Origin of the sequence: Candidatus Poseidonia alphae (assembly GCF_943787815.1) — an archaeon.
Classification (GTDB): domain Archaea; phylum Thermoplasmatota; class Poseidoniia; order Poseidoniales; family Poseidoniaceae; genus Poseidonia; species Poseidonia alphae.
On sequence record NZ_CALSNW010000001.1, the window covers coordinates 84,978 to 107,389 of the forward strand.

General features: G+C 51.0%; 25 protein-coding genes and 1 tRNA gene. 15 read left to right on the forward strand and 11 right to left on the reverse strand.

Annotated elements, in window-relative coordinates; all coding sequences use genetic code 11:
* Positions 1-3: 3 nt before the first annotated feature.
* From AAA857_RS00440 to AAA857_RS00455, 4 genes are read right to left on the reverse strand one after another with little or no spacing between them, the layout of a single operon-like run.
* Entirely contained in the window at positions 4-243 is a 240-nt protein-coding gene (locus AAA857_RS00440; protein WP_338171960.1) for a hypothetical protein, read from the reverse strand.
* Positions 244-300: 57 nt separating this feature from the next.
* Entirely contained in the window at positions 301-711 is a 411-nt protein-coding gene (locus tag AAA857_RS00445; protein ID WP_338171962.1) for a biotin/lipoyl-containing protein, read from the reverse strand.
* A gap of 4 nt (positions 712-715) precedes the next feature.
* On the reverse strand, positions 716-907 hold the full coding sequence (locus tag AAA857_RS00450; protein WP_338171964.1) for a hypothetical protein: 192 nt from the start codon (positions 905-907) through the stop codon (positions 716-718).
* 9 nt (positions 908-916) lie between these two features.
* On the reverse strand, positions 917-2,470 hold the full coding sequence (locus AAA857_RS00455; RefSeq protein ID WP_338171966.1) for an acyl-CoA carboxylase subunit beta: 1,554 nt from the start codon (positions 2,468-2,470) through the stop codon (positions 917-919).
* Positions 2,471-2,605: 135 nt separating this feature from the next.
* On the opposite strand from AAA857_RS00455, the gene AAA857_RS00460 reads away from it, so the two are divergent.
* From AAA857_RS00460 to AAA857_RS00500, 9 genes are all read left to right on the forward strand, one after another.
* The gene (locus tag AAA857_RS00460) at positions 2,606-3,052 is read left to right on the forward strand and encodes a cobalamin B12-binding domain-containing protein (protein WP_338171968.1); all 447 of its coding nucleotides are present in this window, start codon (positions 2,606-2,608) and stop codon (positions 3,050-3,052) included.
* A gap of 11 nt (positions 3,053-3,063) precedes the next feature.
* The gene (locus AAA857_RS00465; RefSeq protein ID WP_338171970.1) at positions 3,064-3,975 is read left to right on the forward strand and encodes a hypothetical protein; all 912 of its coding nucleotides are present in this window, start codon (positions 3,064-3,066) and stop codon (positions 3,973-3,975) included.
* Positions 3,959-4,582, forward strand: coding sequence for a hypothetical protein (locus tag AAA857_RS00470; protein ID WP_338171973.1), 624 nt, complete (start codon positions 3,959-3,961; stop codon positions 4,580-4,582). Before AAA857_RS00465 ends, AAA857_RS00470 begins: the two co-directional genes overlap by 17 nt.
* A gap of 246 nt (positions 4,583-4,828) precedes the next feature.
* The gene (gene asnB, locus AAA857_RS00475; RefSeq protein ID WP_338171975.1) at positions 4,829-6,613 is read left to right on the forward strand and encodes an asparagine synthase (glutamine-hydrolyzing); all 1,785 of its coding nucleotides are present in this window, start codon (positions 4,829-4,831) and stop codon (positions 6,611-6,613) included.
* The gene (locus AAA857_RS00480; protein ID WP_338171977.1) at positions 6,610-7,812 is read left to right on the forward strand and encodes a glutamate--cysteine ligase; all 1,203 of its coding nucleotides are present in this window, start codon (positions 6,610-6,612) and stop codon (positions 7,810-7,812) included. The genes asnB and AAA857_RS00480 overlap by 4 nt, the downstream gene beginning before the upstream one ends.
* A gap of 3 nt (positions 7,813-7,815) precedes the next feature.
* Positions 7,816-8,856, forward strand: coding sequence for a saccharopine dehydrogenase C-terminal domain-containing protein (locus AAA857_RS00485; protein WP_338171979.1), 1,041 nt, complete (start codon positions 7,816-7,818; stop codon positions 8,854-8,856).
* Positions 8,857-8,881: 25 nt separating this feature from the next.
* Positions 8,882-9,556, forward strand: a complete 675-nt coding sequence (locus AAA857_RS00490) for a hypothetical protein (RefSeq protein WP_338171981.1) — start codon at positions 8,882-8,884, stop codon at positions 9,554-9,556.
* Positions 9,553-9,885, forward strand: a complete 333-nt coding sequence (locus tag AAA857_RS00495) for a 4Fe-4S dicluster-binding protein (RefSeq protein ID WP_338171983.1) — start codon at positions 9,553-9,555, stop codon at positions 9,883-9,885. Before AAA857_RS00490 ends, AAA857_RS00495 begins: the two co-directional genes overlap by 4 nt.
* A 14-nt stretch (positions 9,886-9,899) precedes the next feature.
* Positions 9,900-10,190 (forward strand): hypothetical protein, encoded by a 291-nt coding sequence (locus AAA857_RS00500; protein WP_338171618.1) that lies wholly within the window; start codon positions 9,900-9,902, stop codon positions 10,188-10,190.
* Between the two features lie 70 nt (positions 10,191-10,260).
* Here the strand turns inward: AAA857_RS00500 and AAA857_RS00505 are convergent, their stop codons facing one another.
* Genes AAA857_RS00505 through AAA857_RS00525 form a run of 5 tightly spaced genes read right to left on the reverse strand, consistent with a single transcriptional unit; the run spans position 10,261 to position 16,100 of the window.
* On the reverse strand, positions 10,261-13,068 hold the full coding sequence (locus AAA857_RS00505) for a heterodisulfide reductase-related iron-sulfur binding cluster (RefSeq protein ID WP_338171986.1): 2,808 nt from the start codon (positions 13,066-13,068) through the stop codon (positions 10,261-10,263).
* Positions 13,069-13,083: 15 nt separating this feature from the next.
* Positions 13,084-13,950: a cytochrome b N-terminal domain-containing protein gene (locus tag AAA857_RS00510; RefSeq protein WP_338171614.1), complete on the reverse strand. Its 867-nt coding sequence runs from the start codon at positions 13,948-13,950 to the stop codon at positions 13,084-13,086.
* A 9-nt stretch (positions 13,951-13,959) separates the two neighbouring features.
* A complete protein-coding gene (locus AAA857_RS00515) occupies positions 13,960-14,805 on the reverse strand; it encodes a hypothetical protein (RefSeq protein WP_338171988.1) in 846 nt (281 codons plus the stop codon).
* Positions 14,806-14,811: 6 nt separating this feature from the next.
* Positions 14,812-15,255: a hypothetical protein gene (locus tag AAA857_RS00520; RefSeq protein ID WP_338171990.1), complete on the reverse strand. Its 444-nt coding sequence runs from the start codon at positions 15,253-15,255 to the stop codon at positions 14,812-14,814.
* Entirely contained in the window at positions 15,255-16,100 is an 846-nt protein-coding gene (locus tag AAA857_RS00525) for a choice-of-anchor V domain-containing protein (RefSeq protein WP_338171992.1), read from the reverse strand. Before AAA857_RS00525 ends, AAA857_RS00520 begins: the two co-directional genes overlap by 1 nt.
* Positions 16,101-16,289: 189 nt before the next feature.
* Here AAA857_RS00525 and AAA857_RS00530 point away from each other — a divergent pair, with 189 nt between their 5' ends.
* Complete coding sequence (locus AAA857_RS00530; RefSeq protein ID WP_338171994.1) at positions 16,290-16,589, forward strand: tetratricopeptide repeat protein; 300 nt, start codon at positions 16,290-16,292, stop codon at positions 16,587-16,589.
* Between the two features lie 54 nt (positions 16,590-16,643).
* On the forward strand, positions 16,644-17,558 hold the full coding sequence (locus AAA857_RS00535; RefSeq protein ID WP_338171998.1) for a hypothetical protein: 915 nt from the start codon (positions 16,644-16,646) through the stop codon (positions 17,556-17,558).
* Here the strand turns inward: AAA857_RS00535 and AAA857_RS00540 are convergent.
* Positions 17,555-18,961: a hypothetical protein gene (locus tag AAA857_RS00540; RefSeq protein ID WP_338172001.1), complete on the reverse strand. Its 1,407-nt coding sequence runs from the start codon at positions 18,959-18,961 to the stop codon at positions 17,555-17,557. The genes AAA857_RS00535 and AAA857_RS00540 overlap by 4 nt on opposite strands.
* 83 nt (positions 18,962-19,044) lie before the next feature.
* Between AAA857_RS00540 and AAA857_RS00545 the strand changes: the two genes are divergently transcribed.
* Positions 19,045-19,446 carry a hypothetical protein gene (locus tag AAA857_RS00545; protein WP_338172003.1) on the forward strand — a complete coding sequence of 134 codons (402 nt, stop codon included), beginning with the start codon at positions 19,045-19,047 and terminating at the stop codon, positions 19,444-19,446.
* A 40-nt stretch (positions 19,447-19,486) separates the two neighbouring features.
* On the forward strand, positions 19,487-19,990 hold the full coding sequence (locus AAA857_RS00550) for a hypothetical protein (RefSeq protein ID WP_338172005.1): 504 nt from the start codon (positions 19,487-19,489) through the stop codon (positions 19,988-19,990).
* Here the strand turns inward: AAA857_RS00550 and AAA857_RS00555 are convergent.
* Complete coding sequence (locus AAA857_RS00555) at positions 19,979-21,445, reverse strand: 50S ribosomal protein L11 methyltransferase (RefSeq protein WP_338172007.1); 1,467 nt, start codon at positions 21,443-21,445, stop codon at positions 19,979-19,981. The two genes, AAA857_RS00550 and AAA857_RS00555, sit on opposite strands and share 12 nt — an antisense overlap.
* A gap of 187 nt (positions 21,446-21,632) precedes the next feature.
* On the opposite strand from AAA857_RS00555, the gene AAA857_RS00560 reads away from it, so the two are divergent.
* Together AAA857_RS00560 and AAA857_RS00565 are read left to right on the forward strand one after the other, a co-directional pair.
* Positions 21,633-21,706 (forward strand) — tRNA-Lys (locus tag AAA857_RS00560).
* Between the two features lie 49 nt (positions 21,707-21,755).
* On the forward strand, positions 21,756-22,406 hold the full coding sequence (locus tag AAA857_RS00565) for a DNA-directed RNA polymerase subunit RpoH/Rpb5 C-terminal domain-containing protein (protein ID WP_338172009.1): 651 nt from the start codon (positions 21,756-21,758) through the stop codon (positions 22,404-22,406).
* The last annotated feature ends 6 nt before the right edge of the window (positions 22,407-22,412 follow it).

Sequence of the window (22,412 nt, forward strand, 5' to 3'; positions counted from 1 at the left end):
TCATTAGATTGCTGTAGGGGCAACGTGCCCATCTTTCTTGTCATCGGGCTTGCGGACTCGGGACCATACCCCACCCATGAGTTCATCATGGTGGTTGGAGCAATAATGGAAGCGGCGGTAAGCCTCTCGAAACGAGTAGGCCTTCTTTCCGGTTGCTACGAGATATCCCTCTGGGGAAAGCCGAGAAACCACGGTCCCCTCTTCTCCGCATCCGGGTAAATCACAGACGGGTTCTTTGGGCATATATCAGTCAGCCCTTCTATGCTTGATTAACTCTTGCCTCTAACCAGCGAAAAAGAATCATTCTTCCGCTTCGGGTTCGGGAATAGGCTCGATTACGACGAGGGGTACATTTGCTTCGATTGCCTCTCCTTCATCGCAATGAACTGAAATGACGGTTCCCGTCACAGGTGCTTGGATTTCATTTTGCATTTTCATGGCCTCAAGAATGAGAATGACTTGACCTTCTGCAACTTCATCACCCACTGAGACCTCAACGGTAACAACTTTTCCGGGAATATTGGCTGAAACCGTTCCCGATTTCTTCTTCTTACCTCCACCCGACCGACGTTGCTTTGGTGCAGGAGGGGCATCGGGCATTTCAATCTCGTAAGTTTTTCCTTCAACAGTTGCCTTCCAAGATGTGCCTTCACCCTCGAGTTCTACTTCGTATTCCGTGCCGTTGACAATGACCTTTCGTGTTTCTGACATGAGGTTACCTCCATGGTGAGCGTTGGCTTCGAGCGTGCATGAGAGACGAGCGGCCAGTAACCATTCGTCGATGATCTTGGGACCAAGGCATCCCCGGGCGACGGGCTATTTCGGCTGGGTCTTCACCTTGTTGCCTTGTAGCGGCAAGCACAGCAGCAATGGCTGCCATTCGTAATTCATCGTCTTTTCCAGCCATAATTTCAACTCACAAGGGAATATTTCCATGTTTTCGGGCGGGACGAAGTTCTTCCTTGTCCTTGAGCATGGCAAGCGCCCTGCACAAGCGTTGGCGTGTTTGATTCGGTTCGATCACATCATCAAGATAACCCAGGGCTGCTGCCTTGTATGGATTCGCAAATGTTTCTTTGAAATCCTCAGTCAACCGTTCTCGCTCCTGTTCCGGGTTGCGGGAATGAGCGATTCGGCGACGATGAATGATTTCAACTGCCCCATCAGCACCCATCACGGCCAACTCAGCGCTGGGCCAAGCCACGTTGTAGTCGCCTCGAATGTGCTTACTGGACATCACATCGTACGCTCCGCCGTACGCCTTACGAAGAATGACCGTTAACTTTGGAACGGTAGCCTCAGCGAACGCATAGAGAAGTTTTGCACCATGTCGGATGATTCCACCCCATTCCTGATTGGTCCCCGGCAGGAACCCAGGTACATCCTCAAAGGTGAGAATTGGAATATTGAATGCATCACAAAACCGAACGAAGCGAGCTGCCTTATCGCTGGCATCAATGTCGAGGCAACCTGCGAGAACTTGTGGTTGATTGGCCACCACACCAACGGTATTCCCGTCCAAGTGTCCAAATCCAATAACGATGTTTCGCGCCCATTCGGATTGAACTTCCATAAAACCACCGTCGTCAAGGACTTCAGTGATTACATCCACTACATTGTAGGGCTTTGATGAATCTTCAGGAATGATGCTGTCAAGTGCGTCGCACAACCGGTCTCTTGAATCGTTGGTTTTCTTGACCGGTGGTCGTTCAAGATTGTTTTGGGGGAGCAGGTCGCACAAGTCACGAGCCATCGAAATGGCGTCTTCATCGTCAGAGGCAGTAAAGTGGGACACGCCTGATTTTGACCCGTGGGTTGACGCTCCTCCGAGGTCTTCAAACGATACGACTTCATTGGTTACGGTTTTGATAACCTCTGGTCCAGTGATGAACATATGCGCTGTTTGGTCGACCATGATGACAAAGTCCGTGATGGCTGGAGAATAAACTGCGCCTCCAGCACACGGACCCATAATCACTGAGATTTGAGGGACGACGCCAGAGGCTCTTACATTTCTGAAGAAAATTTCTGCATAGGAACCAAGCGAAGCCACCCCTTCTTGAATTCGAGCTCCGCCTGAATCGTTCATTCCAATGACGGGGCGACCGGTTTTGAGCGCCATGTCAAGGACTTTGCAAATTTTAAGCCCGTGCATTTCACCGAGTGAACCCCCGTAAACAGTGAAGTCTTGAGCAAAAGCAAACACTTGCCTTCCGTTGATTGTACCGTGGCCGGTAACGACCCCGTCTCCGGGGATCACGTTCTTGTCCATGTTGAAATCACGACATCGGTGTTCAACCAAAGCATCAATTTCTTGAAAACTCCCGTCATCCAGAAGCATTGTAAGGCGCTCTCGAGCAGTCATTTTACCCCGGTTATGTTGGGCTTCGACACGTGCTTGACCTCCTCCAGCCTCACTTCGAGACTTGCGATTTCTGAGGTCTTTTAGACGGTCTTCTGTACTTGACATGGACTTCCCCCTTCGGATGGATGAAAACGCCGCCCTTATGCGTTGCTCTTGTAAATCCGTGAAAACGGCTGTTGAGGCCGGATTCAAGTTTGCCCCAAGGGGTGTGTTGATAGGGAGGCGCCTGTTCCTCAGTTCATGGCCCAACCGCTACGTATTGTTGTCGCCAAACCCGGACTTGACGGTCACGACCGTGGAGCCAAGGTCGTTGCCCGTACGCTTCGTGACGCTGGCCATGAAGTAATCTATACTGGCCTTCGCCGGACTGCGCAACAAATCGTTGAGACCGTTCGAGATGAAGATGCCCGATTCTTGGGGCTTTCATCCCTTTCTGGCGCCCATAGCCACCTCTTTCCAAAAGTGTGTGAATTGCTGGTGAACGAGGGACTGGAAGACGTGATCGTGTTCGGCGGAGGAATCATTCCCCATGAAGACCGATCTGAACTGTTCAGTGCGGGCATCAAAGCAATCTTCGGACCAGGAACGCCAACCTCTGAAATCCTTGAGTTCATCCAACATGCGAACGCTATGAGCGATGCTGGAGTTGGCCAAGGAACCGACTGGCATTGGGAATCCAAGGCATGAGGTGACCTCACATGCAAGACGAAGTTGCTCGTGCGCTCAACGGCGAACGTCGAGCCCTTGCACGAGTGTTGTCCGCCATAGAAAACGGAACGTTTACTCATGAGGGGACTGACCCGTTTTCGCAGAGGGATACCGCTGAACCAACATGGCGCACCATGGCCATTACCGGCGCACCAGGTGTTGGAAAATCAGTCTTAGTAGATGCACTAATGACGCGTTGGGCTAAGCAGGGTCACAAACTCGCTCTGCTCGCAGTCGACCCAAGTTCCCCTCGAACCGGCGGCGCCCTTCTTGGCGACCGAGTACGAATGACTTCTGTGGACGACCCGGAAATCAAAGATCACGTCTATGTCCGCTCAATCGCAACACGGGCAGCTTCTGGAAGCGTACCACTGATCGTTGAGGACATGGCTTCGTTCCTTCACGCATGCGGGTGGAATCGAGTCCTCATTGAAACGGTGGGCTCCGGCCAATCAGAATTGCGATGTGCGGCAGTAGCCGACCGCATCATCGTCGTAGAAGGGCCTGCTAGAGGAGATGGGATTCAAGCCGAAAAAGCCGGGTTACTCGAATTGGCGGACGCTGTACTCGTCAACAAAGCAGACCTTGACGGGGCGCAAAAGCATGCTTCGGAACTTCAAGAATCCTTCAACCTTGGACAAAGCGAAGCGCCCCCTGTTTTGCTGACATCGGGCCTACATGGCATCGGAATTGAACCGGCATCCGACCTGTTGCTTCACCTCAAGGCATCCGACCGAGCAACCCGTGCACGAATGAGAGAGCGATTGCTTGCGAGTCATGAACGACGGCTTGTGACTCATCCATCATACAATGAATGTCTTGACCTTCTCACAGAGGGTACAATTGATATTGAGAACGCATTGACTGTCTTGTTAGGGGACACTGATGAGCGGTCAAGTTGAATTAACAAACCCGGTTGAAACCTCCGTTGGTGGAATGAATGGTCACATCCTTCGTAGAGTCATTCATTTGAGCATGGCTGCGATTCCACTTCTCTACTTTAGACTTGGAGATGACGTGGCCTCTAAGGTCAGCATGGAATTGGACCAAGTCGTTGCGTCCGTCGTCCTGTTTGCACTTATAGCGGAAAGCATTCGCTTGCGGTATGGAATCACCATTTTTGGACAGCGCGATTACGAAGCGAAACAGGTATCTGCTTTGGCGTGGGGGGCTTTTGGGATTGGAATGGTTTTGCTGCTGGTACCCCATGAAGCCTATGCATACCCACTGATTATCTCACTGGCCTTTGGAGACCCGCTCATGGGAGAATTACGCAGAAAAGGAATTGGAACACGCCAAGTCATGGTTGTATCAACTGGAGTCATCCTTGCAATTTGGCTTGCATGCTCACTGCAATTTGACACCCCGATTTGGATTGCATTGCTTCTTGCGCCTGTCTGCATGATCGCTGAATGGCCACGATTGCGGTACATTGACGACAATGCCACCATGCTTCTCATACCGCTTGCTTTGGTTCTTTTATTGGACCCGTTTGCACAAGTGATGTGAGACATAAACAATCCTCTGCATCGAATTCGCTCAACATATTCAAATGGGGGGCATTCTTGGTTTCAACAGAGGAGAGCCCATGTCAGATGAGTCCCAACATAACGACCCGCCCCAAATTGCGTACTACGTTGGTTTTGGACTTGCAATTATTTTTCTCGCAATAACAATGTTCCGTTACCCACTTTGGTGATTTTTTCAACCAAGGATTGAACATTCCTTGAAAAGGAAGGCCAGTTACCGAGACTCATGTGCGGTATTGGCGGGATGCTGGGCAACCCCGATATCGCCGTTGCTCAACGAATGAATCAACTCCAATATCATCGAGGGCCTGACGGTCAAAATGTTTGGTCCGATGAACGCGTCGCTTTTGCTCACACACGCTTGGCCATCGTGGATGTTCACGGTAGCCAACAACCGATTCATGGTTCAAAAGAACGCACACTCATCGTGAATGGAGAGATCTACAACCATCGTCAACTCCGCTCGAATCTCAAACATTACCCGTTCACCACATCGGGAGACAGTGAAGTCATTCTTGCTTTGCATGACCGGTTTCTTGCAAGCGGTCAACAGCGTCCAACCGCAAGCGACCATGCCTCATGGCTGGAACAGCTCGACGGAATGTTTGCAATAGCGCTGTGGGATGGGTTGAATCAACAACTTATTCTCGCCCGAGATTCCCTCGGAATCAAACCATTGGTCAAGACTCAGGTAGAAGGTACACTCTTGTTCGCCAGTGAAGTAAAAGCGCTGCGAGCGGATGAACGACATGTCCCCAAACTGGACGAGGTTGCCCTTGCTGCACGGATGGTTTGGGAATACCCACTTGATGCTACAACGCTGCTCAAAGGAGTCACACAGGTACACCCTGGGACGGTTGAAACATGGGAGCTGAACGATGATGGGGAGGCGTTCATGTCAGGTAGAGCTACCATTCGACAACAAATCGTGTCCCCTGAGCCCTCATGGAATCCGGCAACTCAGGCACCAGTGCTCCTTGATTCGTTCGTATCCAGCGTCCAACAGCGATTGATGGCGGATGTGCCCGTTGGTATCGTTTTGTCCGGAGGACTTGATTCGAGCCTTGTTGCAGCCGTTGCTCAAGAAGCGGCTTCACGAGCGGAACAACCCGTACCCGAATGTTGGACGGTAGCAGAAAGCGAAGATAATCCAGATTGGAAAGCGGCGGAACTGGTCGCCTCGCATTTTGACCTCCGCCATCATCAACACATCCTCGAACCCGATGCGTTTGAACGCGCATTGCCGAACTTGATTTGGCACGGAGAAGACATTGACGTAACGGTTCTGTTTTTCCAACCCCTCTTTGAGACGATGGCTGAAAAAGTCAAAGTGGGACTGTGTGGCCAAGGTGCTGATGAATTGCATGCGGGCTATCCTCGCTACCGAGACCTCACTCAGCACGCTCATCTTCTGCGTCAACGGCTCCGGTCCCTTCCCCCAACCGTGCAAACTTCGCTAGAAGAAGGGCCACTCACCGAGGATGATGGCTGGTTTTCACCCCACCAACGACCTGAGGAGCAGGCCAAGGACCTTGACACGTTCCTCCAGTTTGAATTGGATCATGGCCAACTTAGTAATTTCCAATTGCGCCTTGTTGACCGCCATTCCATGGCTCATTCGCTTGAAGTACGAGTACCGTTTCTAGGAGCGCCTCATCTCAATGCCGCCAACAGGTTGCCAATGGAGTGGAGATTGCCCTCAAGCATGGAGGAAAAGGCAGCCCTTCGAGAAGCCGCAAATCTCACTGGACTCCCCAAAGAAATTGTCAGGCGTCCAAAAATGCCGGCAGGTAGAGCAACATCTCCGACCATGCTGCAAACGTTCCTTAACGAATTCTCTTCAGAAACAGAACAACTGGTTGCCAAGTACGAACGCCTCTCACCGGTCTTCAAAGGACAGTCTGAACTTGCCCTTGGACTAGGACTGTTCGAGTCCATGCACCTTATTGAAGGTGGAAGAGTCAAGAGGGTCGGAGATGTCAGCACCCTACTCAGCGAGGTTTTACCATGACGTATGTACACGACATAACCGCCCTGCTTGAATCCAAGCGGGAATTGATTACGAATTGGATGAGTGCGAAGCGAAAAGAAGTACCCATTCCGATTTATGGAAGTGTTGACATTAGAGATGCTGGGTGGAAGGTTGGTGTTGTTGATGCCAACCATTTCCCTGCAGGATTCAACAATGTCGCAAAGGAAGACCTTGATGCTCTCTCGAACCTGTTCAAAACTCACATCACGCGTACTCAACCAAACTGCACATGGGTGCACATATATCCTGAAAGCCACACACGAAACCAAGGTTATATCGAAAACATAGCGACGATTCAACGATTGATCAAGACGGCGGGATTCAAGTGCACCATTGGGTCGCCAGAACTTGAAGAATTAGGCTCATTGAAAGGGATTTCGGGGCCGTTAACGCTTGACCAAGTGGCTCTGAACGGAGACGGTGATCTATTGGTAGGAGGACTGAAACCCGACCTTATCCTCCTCAATAACGACCTCACCAATGGAAAATTGCCGGGACTTACTGCACCCAACGTATCCCCGCCTGCTGCTATGGGGTGGCATCAACGAAGAAAATCTGAACATTATTCATGCTTGCAAAGATACGTTGACGAAATTGCAGAACTTCTTCAGATTGACCCATGGCATTTGATGCCCGAATGGTTTGTCTCGGAAGACAAATGCCTTACTGAAATCGGGTGCCGTACGAAACTTGCTGGTGAGATTGATTCATTTCTTGCAAACATCCAATCCAAATACGATGCTTTGGGAATTGAAAGGCAACCTGCTGTGGTTATGAAGAACGACCGTGGGACCTACGGATTAGGAATCATGGTATTGACATCGGGAGACGCAATACTAAACCTCTCCAATCGCAAAATCAACAAACTTCGTTATGCAAAGGGAGGCGCTGACGTGGATAATTACCTCATCCAAGAAGGAATTCCCACCTCCATGCTTACCGAAGAAGGCGAACCTGTTGAACCAGTTGTGTACCTTGTTGACGGTGAGGCCGCTGCGTGGTTTTACAGAATTAATCCTAAAAAATCGGACATGGATAACCTTAATTCACCAAGCGCACGGTTTGAGGATTACTCGAACTCCGGCCACATGTACGGAGAACACGCTCACGGCTGGCATGCGCTTCTCGCAGAATTGAGCATGCTGGCCATGGGTGCTGAGTCGAACATTGAGCGGTGAACCATGATGACGACAATCCATTGCCTTGGAAGCGGCTTAGTCGGGGCTTTTGTTGTACGGCATCTGGTAGAATCAGGCCACGACGTTCACGTGTACGACCTCAAACCGAATTCTACGCAGGGAATTACCATGCACGTTGGAGACATTACCCAAAGGCTTGACATGCTTCCCGATGGGTTGGTGGTCAACATGTTGCCTGGCGATATTGGAGGAGGGTGTACTGAGGACCTTGTTCGCCTCGGCAGAACCCTTGTGGACCTTTCCTTTGCGGAAAAAACTCCAGACCGTCTTCACGAACTCGCCGTTGAATCAAATGCCACCGTTGTTTGGGATGTCGGAATTGCCCCTGGCCTCTCCAACATGTTGCTCGCTGAAGCACAAACCAAACTTGGAACATTTAGAAATGCTGAAATCCGTGTCGGTGGAAATCCTTCTCAACCTGATGACGATTGGTCTTACATGGCACCGTTTTCGCCGGCAGATGTCATTGCAGAGTACACACGGCCTGCCCGTGTGGTGAGAGAAGCCACTGTAACGACACTGCCAGCTCTTGATGAGCGACACCTCATTGAAGTCGCGGGGAAGGGGTCTATGGAGGCCTTTCTTTCCGACGGGCTAAGGTCCCTGCTCTTCACAATGAAAGCGGATGAAATGTCAGAATACACCGTTCGTTGGCCAGGCCATATTCAACGCTACATTGACGAGCGAGACGCTGGAGAATTGAACCTCGATTCACTCTTGGAATCATGGACTCTTGACAAAGATCGCAGTGAATTCACATGGATGGAAGTCAAGGCAGAAAATGATGCTCAGAGATTTATTTGGCGTGTTGAGGACAGCGGTTCCAAAGGCGACTCATCCATGGCCCGAACAACCGGGCTCGTCACTCTCGCAACCGCCCTCACCCTATGTGAAAACACTGACATTCTCTCACCTGGGGTTTACTCCCCCGAAGAACTCCCCTCGCCATTTCTGGACCGAGCCCTTTCTTTGATGGTCAAAAACGGCGTGAAGATTGAGCACCATATTGAGCGGTCAAACTGAAATGGAGAACCTCATCCCCTGTACCATGAACCGCTCGCTTTGGTACGTTGGGACCATTGCGATTGGCCTATGGATCTCAGCAACGGCCCTTGGAGGTCTACTCCCTGATTCTCTGGCGGAATGGCCGGTCAACATTTGGTGTTGGGCACTCTTCGCACGAATCTATGCGTCAACCGACCAAAAAGAGCGTATCGAGATGCTTACGGTGGTTGCTATTGCGACACCAATGGAGTTGTTTTTCTCAGAAGTTTGGCTTGTTTATGAATATCAGCGGGACCTCATGCCGCTCTTTGTTCCAGCAGGGCACTATTTTCTCTTTGATTTCGGTAGACGAGCTGCTCTTCGATTGAAGATTTCTTGGGCTATGCCCCTTTTGCTACCCTTCATACCCATGGTGCTGTATGGCCTATGGACGGGAGGAGATACATCTGGAATATTCCTTCTTCTTCTTGTCCTTGGATTCACGCAGTGGGGGCCTCAACCTCGCCTCTACGCTGCGATGGCATGGGCTGCTCTTGCAATGGAGTTGCTTGGAACCTATCTTCAAAATTGGACGTGGGCCAATGAGGTCCCATGGACTGGATTAACCGCTTGGAATCCACCTCTTCTTGTAGGGGCATTCTATTGCTTTGGAGACGTGTTGGTCAACTTGACCGTTGCCAAGTTTGAAGGGGAACCTCCAACGGTGGTGACAACATGACCAGCCCTGATGAGTTGCGTCGCCGGCGAGAAGAAGAAGCCATGCGAATCCGCACGGCTCTCAATCGCCAACGAGGTGAGCAACGCGCCAATACAAAAGGAGGCGAAACAACCGTCGCCTTCGTTGAAGAACGGAAATGCATCGGTTGTGACCAATGCACCATCGTATGTGATGATGATGCGATTGAACTCTATTTTGTTGATGTCAAAAGCCCGCTACTTTCAGTGGAAAGCAATCGCAAGGCCAAAATTATTCGAGACCCCTGCACGGGTTGCAGGCTGTGCGTTCTTGCGTGTCCAACGGACGCAATCACCATGATTGACCGATGAGGTAGGATGATAGTATGTCAAAGAAAGGAAAAGACCCATCAGCTCAACGATTTGGCGGGGAGTTCGGACCTTACCGTAACCCAGGCACCACTGGAGTAAGCCTATCAACGTTCAAGACGCTCGTTTGGACATCAAACATTGGAGGACTCTTCTTGGTTGCACTTTCACTTGAGTTGCTGATCTACTATCAGAATTTCACCTGGGGATTTATTTCTCTATTGGCCGGAATCATCGTTGCTCTCTTCCCGTCAAACTACGAAATCGTAGGTATGAACGAGGATGAAGAAAACGAATCGGACGACTAAAAACGAATCCATTCGTACCGTCGTTACCGCATCCTGAGGATGCAACGAAGTTCAACGATTCACTTTGACTTCAAGCTTCAACAGTTTCGCCAACGTTGGACTCAACTGCTTGCGCCTTCTTTTCGTTAACTTGACGAGCAAGGAATGAAACGACATCCAAAATTTCAATGTCTTCGTATGCTTCATCGCCTTCAAACTTGAGGCACTCAAAGTGAGAGACACACTTGGGGCATGATGTGAGCATGGTTTCAGCTCCCGTTGCACGAACTTCTTCCATTCGGGAAACTCTCAAGGAACGAGCGTCTTCATTGCAAGACATCATACTGGAAACACCGCAACACATGGCGTCTTCTCCATGGTGTTCCATCTCGACAATCTCAACACCTTCGACCGCATTGATGAGGTCCCGAGGCTCGTCGTAAATTCCCATTTGGCGGCCAAGACGGCATGGATCGTGGTATGTCACCGTGGTTTCTTCGGACTTCAGGTTCATGTCAAAGCCTTGTTCAATGAGGAATTCGGTGGTATGCATGACTTTGACGTCTTCCAACTCATAGTCTCGGGCAAACGTTCTGAAACATTCTGCACAAGAAGAAACAAGCGTGTCAATACCAGATTCGTGGATCTTGCGTTGGTTGTAAGCCTTGAGCTTCTCAAAGACTTCATCGAGGCCTTGCCACTTTTGGTCGTGACCACAGCATTTCAAGAAGTCACGGCCCAAGTAAGAAACATCGGTTCCCATCTCTTCAAAGAGCGTGAAAGCCGCAGTGGTGGAGTCGCCCAAATTCATGGTACCTTCGTTAACGTGTGAGAATACCATTTCTTGGTCAAGGTAGTCAACACAACCAGGATAGTAACCAATGTTCGATGTGATGGGGTAATCTTCGGTTGCGATGAATTCCACATCAGCCGCTTCGTCGGCTTCCGCAGAAAGAACTGCCTGTAGGACGGTGTGAGGTATCTCGGCTTGTGGACCACCGACGATGAGACTTCGGCGAATATCAACGTATGAGTCGTAGTCAACAAGTTGTGGACATGCATTAGTACATGCTGAGCACGTGAGACAGGAATACATCGGTACACCGTCGTCTTCGTTGTTCCAAGTGTTGTAAATGATGTTCAATTTATCTCCACCGTTAAACAATCGAACCGGGCAAGCATCGTCACAAAGGTCACAGCCGTAGCATTTGTTCATCTCAAACTCATAGCCACGGGCCATGTATCGCAACAAGACAAAGACAATGGCTCCAAAGGTAACGCAAGGAATGAACATAGCATACGTCAACTTTGCATCCAATGATTTAGGGTTGGTATGGTAGGTTGGGTTTTCAATCGATGAGAAGGCTGAGCCACCAAGTGCCATTTCTTCGGCACTGGAAAGGTTCACGGTGTGGCCTGCAAGTGTTGCAGGAGCATTTTCATCCCAGACGAGGAGCGGCTGGAAAGATTTCATCGAGAAACTGGTTTCGGTCGTGATGCTGTCATTCAGGGCAAGGGCTCCGTTGACGGTAACGTCGTAGGTGTAGGAGTATGTACCGACAGTCAACTCGGTCGTAGCGCCTTCGCAATTGGAGAAGGATACAACCTCAGAACCTGCGGCGTTGGTCACAACAAGTGTGGTAGTCACCATGCTTTGAGTCGATACACCGTTGATCTTCCGCTCGCTTGAACGGAACTCACATGCGAAATCCGAAGTGAGCGACTCAAACTCTTCTGGGTGACCATCGGGGAACGAGTTTGTATCTTCAGTAACATCAAAGGTACCGTTGGTGCTCCAGCCTTCGCCTCCGTTGAAGGTTTGTGAGCCTGCGGCAGCATTGATTCCATTAGCTGCGTCCTGATGCCCGTTTGCATCAGCAAAGTCCGTGATAATGTACCTTGCAGGTTGGTAAATGTTCCAGTTCAAGAATGCTGTAGTCGGAACAACTCCCGATTCAGACCAGCCTCGGTCATCAGTAAATTCATTGGTATCGTGGACATGAACGTCAACGGGTTGAGTTCGCATCGCTTCCAGTTCACCGTAATCTTTGATGGTCAGGAGACCTTTGGCATCCCAAAACCCATCGTCGTATGTATCGAAGGTAGCAACGGTTGCTGCTGTTGAGATAAGCAGAGCGCCAACCAAAAGTTGACGGCTCTTAGCCACGTTAAAACTGGTACCCCAAGCACGAACGAGGAGTCCTCGACCTACGAAGTAAACGACAATCCACATCAGAACCCCGGTCATCACCCACGGTATTGAATTGAAGACTTCTGCAATCCACGGTTCCCGATAACCACACAACAAATCGCCGTGTGAATCTAATTTACAGAAATCAGACCTGTTCTTTCCGTAGAGTTCCAAGAAGATGTTGATTGAAAACACAGAGATGAACCAAATGTGAGCGAGATAAACTGCACCCGCTGCAGCGAACCATGGGTCTTCTACAGGTCGCTTTTCACGGCCACCGAGGAACGGGGGAAGTGCGAGAATACCCACTGGAATTCCAGTAAGTGCAGCGCCCCACCATGCAGCGTTCCAAGGGAACATGGGTTGACCAACAATTTCCCCTATGAAACCGGTAGGTACCACGAATTGAGGCAAATATTCGCCCCATCGCAAGTATCCGTATGAGAACAGAACATACCAGTCCGGGAAAACGAACCCTGCTTGTGCATAGGGGTCAGCCGCACCGTGAAGCGGTGGCGGAATGAGCCATGCATAGAACAGAAGGATCGCAAGCATCGATGCGAAAATGATGCTGTCGCGAAGAACTTCATGTGGCCAAAATCCGTGTCCTGTTCGGGTACGCTTACGCTTCTCTTCAGCTTCCTGAAGGTGTTGCTTTTCCTCCATATACATGGAGGCGACTCTGCCAAAATTATCGATTAATCCCATATTTTCCCCTCTGTATCAATGCGGCTCCGCAATGCCTTGTACCCAGACAATAAACAAATGTATGATGATGAGCGTTGTAACGATTACAGGTAAGATGAACACGTGAATGAAGTACATGCGTGTAACCGTCAAAGGAGTCAATTCAGAGCCAGAAAACAGCAATGTTGCAACGTACTTTCCAACCAGCGGACTTGAATTGGCCAAGTTGATTCCAATAATTGCGGCACCGTATGCGAGGCTGTCCCACGGCAAGAGGTATCCAGAATATCCGAATACGATGGTAAGAGCCATCAAGGCAACACCGATGAGCCAGTTAAGTTCACGTGGGTTTCGGTATGCACCTGTAAAGTAAACACGGCACATGTGCAAAAAGACGCTTGCAACCATGAAGTGGGTCGTCCAGTGGTGAACCGCCCGGAGGATGTAACCAAAGGGAAGTTGTGTCATGATGTATTCCATGCTCGCATAGGCGGGAGATGGATCTCCTTCTCCGCCGGGAACATAGTAAATTCCAAGCACGGTTCCTGTAATGACCAAGATAATGAATGAAAGGAAGGAAATTCCTCCAAGGCAGTAGAGGGGGTACCAGTACCAAATGATGCGCAGTTTGTACTTTTCAGCGTGAGTAAGGGGCATCTGACGGTGCATGTTGTAATATGCGCCTTTGGACATGTTCCAGTAGTCCTGGAGACGGAATCGAGTATCAAGCCATGAAAAGACCCACAAAAACGACCGTTCGGCCACGCCCATCTTGCCGGTCGATTCTACAGCACGTAGAATGTCACGGCGGGGCATGTCTTGATTTTCCTTGCGCAGTGTAAACGCAACAAGAACCACCAAAAAGGCGATGAAGAACCAAAGAATCCAGAACATTGTCGTCATCATATCACCTCAGTCACAATATGTGTACCAATCCACGTAGTCTGTAAGACCTTCCAAAACATCGCCATTCAATTGAATGGGAATGATGGGGAGGCCCACCGGTGCTGGCCCGCCTGAACGGCGGATTCCAGCGTAGTTGAATGTTGCACCGTTGGACCGGTTACGGTTTGTGTTCATTTCAAGAACGGTTGGGTCAAAACGAGAGGAGTGGCAGATGCAGAACAGTTTGGTTCCGCCATCATCTCCACCGCCGGGAGTCCATGAGTCCTCAGTGTAGGAGTTTGAAACGAGTTGCCAACCTGGGATGCAACACAAGTGCGTACAACGACCAAACACCATGACGAGGTCTTCGCTTGGCATCAAACGAGGATCCGCTTCAGCGAGGTCATCAAAGTGGCCAACGTATTTCCCAGTTTCATCAATACCTTCAGTGAACTGGAAGCGTGCTTTTCCATTGGCATCGGGGGTGCCTGCATACTTTGAATGTTCAACATACATGACAACGACAGGAACTCCGTTCCACACGCCAGAGGCTCCAGCTGTTTTTGTTGAGGATGCTGCGGCCTCGGCCACAAAGGAACTCTTGGTCATCGATTGCAGGTGTTGCGCACCGTACCAGGCAGAGTCTTCACGGCCCTTCGCCCAGAACTTAACGGCCAAATCCCCGCCGCCACCGCCGCCAGGAGGCAGTAAAATCGAAGCAAAGCCGAGCACACCCAACGATGCCGTGAGGACACCTGCAGCGGTATTGAATCCGTAGCGTAGGAATTGACGACGATTGATGGTAGTAGCGGCATCAAGAAGATCTGCTGCGCCTTCACTGGGTGCTGGTTTGAGTTCGTATTCACGCGCCATGTTTCATCACCACTTGTACTCCCGCCAATCCTTCATGTGCTCAGGAACAAACTTGTTCTGAGAATGCTTTACAATGATCGTATCAGGTAAAACAAATTTGAGATAGATTACGCCGACCATGATGAGCGTGGTAAAGGTCATGGCGAGATGGAAGGAGAGTTGTTGTTGATCCCAACCCTTTGCGAGGCCGTAAATCATTGAGAAACTCCAGTAGCAAATCCAAAACAGACCCCAGCCCAAGAAAAACATCGTGAGGTAGGAGCCTCCAGAAGGGGCAAGAGAAGCACTCACGATGGTTCCGGACTCCGCGAGATTGAATACGCCATGGTCGATGGCGGAGGTCATTTGGTCTTCGGTCAAATTCACGTCTTCCAAAGCAGTCCGTGCATCATCGATCGATACCGAGCCATCGGCGACGCCTCGCAACAAAATTGTGATTGTGTCGTCCATCACTGGTCACCTCTTCGATTGAGTTTGTAGCGCAACCTGAGCTGGTTGCTTCGGCCTTTGTAGGATGTAGAGAAGCCATAGCGGAGAAGCAGACCGGCAAAGACGATAACTCCGATCACAGCACCGAATCCAAGCAATCCAAGCCAGTGGGCACGCAACTTAGCACCCATGTGGTGGAGGTCAACGCCATGATGGTCAGGCTCGGGAGGGCTGACGTTTCCATCGCCAGCAAAGAGGGTGCGGGTGCCGAGCGCAGTTGATGCGTCGTCGCCTTCAGTAAGGGCGAATTGGAGTTGATTCCATCGGTCCTCGACGCCCGGCCCTTGGTCTCCGTTGACCGAGTTGCCCGAAATCCAGAAGGTTGCAGCGCCAGCTTCTGCTTCCGCTGGTGCCACCCAATCAAAAGTCCATGAGCGATCGCTGGTTGCGGCTGATGCTTCCGTGTGAGTAAGTGTCTGTTCGTCGACGGTGCCGTCGATTTCCCAGTTTTGGACGTCGTCTCCGGTCAGCGTTCCGAGGGATACTCGCATCGCAAATCCTGCCGTGTAAACGCCCGTGGCTTCCGGTCCGCCAATCAATTGGAGGCGGAGGGTGTAGGTTTCGCCGGCAACCCAGCCGTAGGGGACATCGTCAAGGATAATTTGGACGGAGTTGTCTGCGACCTCATTGTGGCAGAGGCAGCCAGATTTAGCAACGTCGTCAATTTCAACGGCGCCGTTTGAACCCTGGTGAGATTGGGGGCCACCAATGCCCCCGTGGTAGGAAGATGCGAGTGCTGGAATGACCAGAAGAAGCCCTACCAAGACCAATAGGGAAGTTCGGGACGTTCGTGTGGTTTTGAGCATAGCCTCACCCTTACATGTTTCCGACTTGTACGGACTCCTTAAACATTGTCAGCAAAACGCCACAAAAATTGCGGCGCAGTGTAGCGTTTGTTCACGAAAAATGAACAACAGGCCCCCAAGGCTTATTTTGGCCGGTTTGGCGGGGAGGAGGTTTGATGGAGGGCGACCCGTTCGGAGAGGATGAGACCCATGGGAAATCATACCTTCGACAACACCTACAATCTCTCCGACAAACAACTCGAGTTGCTTGACGAGGCCGAGGATTTGATGCTCAAGGGAGCCCTTGGGGCAGCTGAAAAAATACTTCTTGGAATGCTCAAAGGCGACGAAGAGTGCATCCCTGTTCTTTCGAACCTTGGCCACTTGTACGGCCGATATTTATCGGAATTTGAAAATGCAATTCAATACTACGACCGGGTTCTTGCCCTCGAGCCCGACAACGCTTGGGCAAGGGATGCAAGACGCCGATACCTCCGCTACGTGGATTAAAGTCCAACACCGCGCACACCAAAGTTCAAGGAGATGCTTCGGTCATTGCCGCCCATGGACCCCTCCAACATCCTGATTGCTGGGGTCGGGGGAATTGGCTGTTCGTGGGCACACCAAGCCTACAAGCGCTGCGGGAAGGGGGCCCATCTTGCTTTGATTGATGCAGATGACAGCAGTTTCCAGACCGGAGAAACCATTCATGTCCTCCGCCTTGGACACGCCCTGGACAGCATGGGTTGTGCTGCCTTACCGCCGCTTGCTGAACAACGAATGAGAGGACTCAACAAATTGACTCAGCAACTCCTGAAGGACACCGAGCTGGTCATTCTTCTCACCGGCCTCGGAGGAGGAGTCGGAACCGGAGCCGCCCATGAGTTTGCTCGCCAGGCACGACAATCAGGAGCCATCGTCCTCGCCGTTGCCGGCCTACCGTTCGAGGCCCAAGCCACTCGTCTGGCTCTTGCTGAAGACGGATTTGACCGGCTGGAGCGCATCGCTCATGTCACGGTCCGATTGTCGCTAGAACGCCTTGCTCGCCAAGCACGAGAAAAGGGTCAGAGCTGGCAGATGGGCGCCGAATGGATCGAAGACTTGGTAGACGGATTGGTTCGGACCCTCATGCGAATGGGACTCATCAATCTGGACTTGATGGACTTAAGGGCCATCGTGGACCAAGAGGGAATGGCCACAATGTTGGTCGGAATTGGCCGCCCGGATGACCCAAAGGGAATCTTGGAATCAGCCCTAAAGGCACCGCTTGCTGCGCTCGATGTCGGCGGTGCGAAAGGATGTTTGATTCAGGTTGAAGGTGGACTTGGAATGACCATTGGCCAAGTTGATGCAGTAGCCGAATTGTTTACTTCAGCCCTCGACGACGACGCCCAGGTTATTCTCGGAGCCCGAGTCAGTGAAGATTTGGTCGATACGATTCGAGTCGTCACGTTGCTTTCTGGAATCAAGCCAGCTTAGTCGTCAACCAACTCAATGACGTCTTCTGCACTCCATTCAACGCCCTGGCCGATGTCCTTTGAGTTGTTTTCAGACCACTCCTCGCTTACGGCAATACCGGCTGAACCACCGGCCCCCTCCGCATCAACGGAGCCGCTGGAGACTGACGGGTCATCTCCACGCCCGCCGTCTTTGTCCGACGTGTCCTCTACGGGAACTTCACGAATCGTACGCATGATTCCCACGGTCGAATCGTGGTCGGCAAGCACACTCATCAAGACCCTTCGTTGCATCCACATGAACGTGAGAATCACAACGATATGGCCGGTGATCATGACGTAACGAATGTCAACAAGAACGGTCGTCAACATGGCTACACTTCCGGCATAAGCATAGCCAAAGGCAAGTCCAATCGGCAATGCATTGTGCTCATCTACCAACCGATATACGGATTTGTAGGAACGCGAAGTCAACCCCCATATGGCCATAAAGACCGTCGAAATCATCAATACCAATTCCTCAACCAACATGATTGGACCTCCAGTGGACATGACAGTATGACGCCAAACGGTCAACAAATGCCATGTAATCAAGGCTTGAGTTAGCAAGAACCAGCGTGAAGAAAAACGATGCAGGGAGCGATGTCTTGAGGCCACAACTCGAAGCTTCCAAGTCAGAAGGGTAGAGGCCAAAAACAATCCTGCAAAGGCGAGAAAGAAAAGGCCATTTTCAGCGACGTCCTGAGCCAATCCATCTCCCTCTCCTTGAAGGAATTCAACACCGGCAAGAATCAATCCTGAAAGAACGACGAGCAGCAAAAGATGAACGCCGACCACGAGATTCAGGCCTCCGTTTCGTGGACCATCATCGGGCAATCGAAGAGCGGCGACTGAAGACAACCAGTGTCCAAAACTTCTCCCTTGCATCACCGCCCAGAATACAAACAAACTTCCCATCACAAACGGTAGCGATTCAAGTATGCTTTCTCCAAGGCCGTCACCACCCAATACTGCGAGCAGCAACAACATCCAACCCAGTGAAAATGCTAGGGGAAGCAAACAGATTCGGAATGAGAAAAAGAACCGCTTGATCCGACCCGCCTCAACTGCATCGGTCAAATCTGGAAGGCGTGTAAGTCGGTCAATTCGTTCGTACTTTGACAGCAACCCCATAACGAGGTAACCTCCTGTTAGGGATAAGAACCCCATTGCACTGAGTCGTTCGGCGCCTTTGGTCGACAGAAGATAGAACAGGGATGAAATAATAAAAATGAGAATCACGTGAGGCAGCGTTTTTACGTCCAAAAGCACCTTGATTAGGGCACCTAACGACGGATCGTTACCCTTCAACTCGCTGAGTTTTGTTGAGGTCCCCTCGCCCTCTTCCTGCGCCGGAAGGGAGGTCCCAACTTGTCTCTCGTCCACAAAGGCTGGTGGTGGTTGACCTTTTTTCATACTATGGTAAGATTTGACTCAAAGGTCATGAAGCAGGAATGTTTGGAACAGCCATGGCCAAACGGTTGAGCAAGGCGCTAAGAGGCAAACGCCGTTGGATCGGCATTCTTGTCAGCAGCCGATATCAAACACGGCCGTCATTGAACGGGCTCATCGCATCGGTTGCTTCCACCTTTCAATCAGAACGACCCATCAAATTGATGGAGTTTCATCCCAGTGAGAGCGATACGGCCAAAACTGCATTGCAACACCTCAATACAACGACCGAACTGACCGCCAGTGATTTGGGGGTAGCCATCTTACAAGTCCCTTTGGAACTAACAAAAGGAATACGAGCACTGCTCGAAACCGAAGATGCAATCCGAAGAATGGAAATCAAATGCATCACGACCAGCGGGAAAATACGCCTGGTCCGGGAACGAATGGCCCTTCCCAAGCCATCAAGGAAGGGTTAGGGAGCCTAACCTTCATGGTCGGTCATCGATTGGCCACTCCATGGGCGGTGGAGGAACAGCACCAAAAATGAAGATGAGCGATGCGCTCATCCTCACAGGAGTCACCGTTCTACTCGGTGGGCTCTTCATGGTTGCATGGGTCACCCCCGTCGAGCATGCAGAGGAAAGCCCACCCTACGTCAACGGAGCGTCAATGTGGGCAGGGGATTCGTTTGAAATCGGCATTACCCCAGAGAACGACACCGCCGTGCGGTTGGTGTTGAAAGCCGAAGACGGAACGATTCTAAGCGCTCAAAACATCGACATTGCAAGCGGTGAAACAAAGTCGATAGCCTTAGAGATTGACGAGGGAGGTTATTACACCTATGAAATCGATACCAAGGGCGTTGGGGCGACGTTTGACCTCGACATTGACCGCAAATACATGATCGATATGCTGCCCTTCCCAATCGGAGGACTGATCTTAGCATACGGTTTGTACCAACGCGAAGGTACTCAAGATGAAAATGAAAATGAAATCCTCGATGCGGAACTAGATGTTTGACCATTCCAACTCATCGGGGTCGTCCAACAAAATATTCGCACCCAACTCTGTTTCGAACCGGAGGGACCCGTGGTTATTTAAGCCCGAAACATGGACTTCCCCACCCCTATAGAGCACAGGCCCCAAGGCCAACGAACCGAATACCAAGGCCTCATCAAGGTCTTTTCCGGACGGAACAGTCAACGGAATTATTGGCGCATCAAGAACTTCAAACATTGAGGCCACTACTGCGTGAAGTTGACCAAGAAGGTCCTCCCCCTCTGCAAGTTGACTCAGCTCAGCAAGACCTGCAAATTTTGAATCGGAAGGAGCCGTGACATTGAGACCGATCCCGAGGACGGTCCGTTGCCCGCTGCCCATCGTCCTCCCTTCAAACAAGACTCCAGCACATTTTTTCCAAGGAGTTGACAATGAAGAACGTACGTAGAGGTCATTGGGCCATTTTAGACAGATGCGGTCTGGTCCAAATGAATGAAACAATTTCAAGAGGTTGTATCCAAGATGTACTTGGTCAGCCGGCTTGTGAAGAGAATTGGTCCCATCTTCGACGACCCAAGAGGCGGCCAAAGCGCCCGTCAGGGACTCCCAAGTCCGCCCTCTACGACCTCGACCCTGGTGCTGGACATCCGCCGTACAACGGACTCCGACGGCGTATGAATTCTCCAACAAAATGGCATTGGTACTTTCAACAACCGCCTCATGCATGCATTCCTTTCCAGAGTAAGGGTGCCACATAGCGATCAGAACAAGCGATTCTCCGTCTTCGAATTCCTTTTCTGACAAGACTCGGGCAGCCAACCCGTGCTTCCATGCAGTTGAACACGCATGCCGGCCATCGAGCAGGCTTGAGACGACTGCAAGGGCGACCCCCTTCTGTTTAAGCAACTGTCCGCTAGCAAGCCGTTTCACATAACGAATGAAGAGCCCTCTTTCGTCGCTATCAATGAGGGCTGATTCTTCCATCGGGCCCAAAACATCCTCGCCCATCTGCGGTTGAGGCAAGTATGGAAGATTCCACATGACAACATCATAATGAGCGTCTCCCCCCCACTGATTTGAAACACCATCAAGTTCAGGACCTGGCCCTCCCTCCAATACCGTGATTGATTGACCGTACAAAGAGGCATGATGCCGTGTGCAAGCGACTGCAAATGGATTGACATCACAAGCAACAACCCTCCACCCCAAAGTGGCCGCATGGATGGACACTGCCCCGCTGCCGCACCCGATCTCAAGACACGATGTTCCGTGAGGCAGACCCAAGCGATGGAGCGCTCCCGCCAAGAGGGATGTATCTTCTCTAGGAGGATAAACTGTCACGGGCAAATCAAACTCAAACGATTGGCGTGTTGGCGAGGTCCAAACCACTTTTTGAGCAGGTCGTTCGAGGCGCTTAATTTCCTCCTCGGCGGCCTCGGCGCTAAAGTTCGGACCTGTTTTCACAAGGCTTCCCAAACCAATCCACCACAAGAGCCTATGCGTCCATCAAAGCCGATGTCGGCCCAAACAAGGTCAAAACGCAGTTTTTATCACCCTATGGCGGAAGTCATAATTCAACGGGCGCCTTGAGTGCAGGTCACTCACTCCCCGAAATGTATAATAACACCTTGAAGGTCGGACGAAAAGCCCAAGTTGCTACTTTGGGCCTGTAGCTCAGTCAGGTAGAGCGTCGGACTTTTAATCCGATGGTCGCGGGTTCGAACCCCGTCAGGCCCGCCTGCTGAATCTACCGGCTCTTGTGCAAGGGTGTTCGCGGGGTGTCAGAATGGTAGTAAAAAGTGCAACTAAAAAACGCTTAATGGAACTGGGAGTTTCTGAGGATTACGCTCACAAACTTGCCACGGACCGTAACATGACCGACATCAAAAACTTGGGCCATGATGAAGTGGCCTCTGTCCTCGGTATTTCCAAAGACGCAGAAGAATTCGTCACCACAATGAACATCATTGCAGAACAAGGCTCCCGCCGACGTGCTGCTAAGAAGAGCAAGAAGATCACCATCCGTTCAAAGGCCATTGATGACTTTGACCGCCCAGAGATTACTTCTCGCTTCAACGCACTCAATCACATTCTCGTACCTCACCAAGAACTCATTGGAGAGCCCAACATCTCTGAAGAAGACCAACTCGCCATCGAGTTGTCAGAACTCGCCCCATGGGATATGGTACAACCTGACATCGAGACCGGTGAAGACCGCCTCGCCAAAGAATTGCTACCCAAAATCCTGATCACCGACCCGGTCGTCCAGGTCATCAAAGAACTCGCAGAAGCAGAAGACATGGCCCGGCTTGCGGCTAACCCCGACCACAAGCCATTGGCGGCTGGTTGGATTGCTGACCGAGTTTTGAAAGTCGTCCGCCAATCCCCATCGGCAGGACGCACAATTGCCTACCGGCTGATTGTGGAGGGGAACTGAGGAGAG